Annotated in this window: 1 protein-coding gene; it reads left to right on the top strand. The window is 38.0% G+C overall.

Annotated features, from left to right (window positions below):
- Positions 1-1,594 (top strand): pectinesterase family protein (locus IRZ80_RS20690; protein WP_228520975.1); only part of this gene is annotated, 1,594 nt, incomplete at its 5' end.
- Positions 1,595-1,624: the final 30 nt, after the last annotated feature.

Below are 1,624 nucleotides of genomic sequence, written 5' to 3'. Positions count from 1 at the left end.
ACAACTAAAATCACTTATAGCACAACAAACTAAAATAACAGCTATGAAAAATATCGCAGTAAAGAATCAAATTTTCAGAATTGCCCGTTTGTTATTTTATTTCTTTATAATCATCTGCATACAATCAGCAAATGCACAGACATTCAATAATAAAATAGTACATTTCCCTCTCAGCGGAGCAAAAAATGTAAATCCAGATACCTGTTTTAAGCTGATTTTTAATGCTGTTCCAAATCTGCACAACAAAGGAAAAATACGTATTTATAATGCTTCCAATAATACATTGGCAGATGAATTGGACTTATCCGTTGCTCCGGGGCCCAAAAACACCCGTACTCCCGCACCATATGACAAATTCATATACAATTACATGCAGGACAGCATTTATACAGTGCATAAAGAAGATTTAAATACTGCACACAAATACCAGATTAATTATATAGGCGGCACTAAACCAATTGACGCTTATCATTTTTATCCGGTACTGATTGATGGCAGCACAGCTTTTATCTATCCTCACAGCAGCCGTTTGGCTTACAATAAAACCTATTATATTGTTATCGACAGAGACGTTTTTAGTTTTGCCGATGGACAGACTTTTGAAATAAATAAAAACCAATGGCAGTTCCAGACCAAAAAAACTGCTCCTTCAAAAAACAGTAAGAAAATAATTGTATCCGCAGATGGAAAAGGCGATTTCACAACAGTTCAGGGCGCAGTTGATTTTATTCCTGAAAATAACAGCCAGCCCGTTACCATTTTGATCAAAAAAGGAATTTACAATGAAATTATAAACTGTCCAAATCGAAAAGCAGTTTCCTTCATTGGCGAAGACCGAAATAGTACAATTATACGATATGCTAACAATGGTGTATTTAATTTTCGTGAAATGAGTCCCGATCCCAATTTAAACAAAGATGTTCATAATATTAGGGCTGTAATGGCTGTACACCGTTCTTCGGAAATTACCGTTGCCAATCTAACAATTCAGTCCATAGGAGAAAAACCCGCGCAGGCTGAGGCTTTATTGACTGTAGGTGATAAAATGATTATTGACAACGCTTCTATTGAAGGAAGCGGCGATGCCCTGCAGGCCACCGGGCGCGTGTATGTAAACAATTCGAAAATACAAGGACATGGCGACAATGTATTGGGATATGGAGCCGTTTTCTTTAACAGCTGCGAGTTTGTCTCTTATTCCGGTCCTCATATGTGGGTGCGAAATACTGATAAAAATCACGGGAATGTATTAGTGAACTGCATCATAAGAACCATTGGCGATGCCGAAACTGATATTGCAAGAGCCCCCGATAATCATGGTATAAAATATCCTTTTGCCGAAGCTGTCCTTATTGACTGCAAAACAGAAGGCCTTCGCCCGTCAGGATGGGGAACTGTAACAGATCAGGCAGAGAACATCAAATATTGGGAATATAACACTACTGATCTTGAAACCGGTAAAGCTGCCGATGTAAGTAAAAGACATCCAGCATCCAGACAGCTGACTATGGAAAAAGATGCTGAACTGATTAATAACTACAGAAAACCTTCGTATGTATTAAATGGCTGGAATCCAGTCATTCCTGTACATTGATTCTAATTGATGAAATTTTGCCACAGATTC

The sequence above is a fragment of the Flavobacterium sp. HJJ genome, assembly GCF_015351475.1.
Taxonomy (GTDB): domain Bacteria; phylum Bacteroidota; class Bacteroidia; order Flavobacteriales; family Flavobacteriaceae; genus Flavobacterium; species Flavobacterium marginilacus.
Note: the sequence above shows the minus strand (reverse complement) of the source record. Positions and strands in the feature narration are given on the sequence as shown.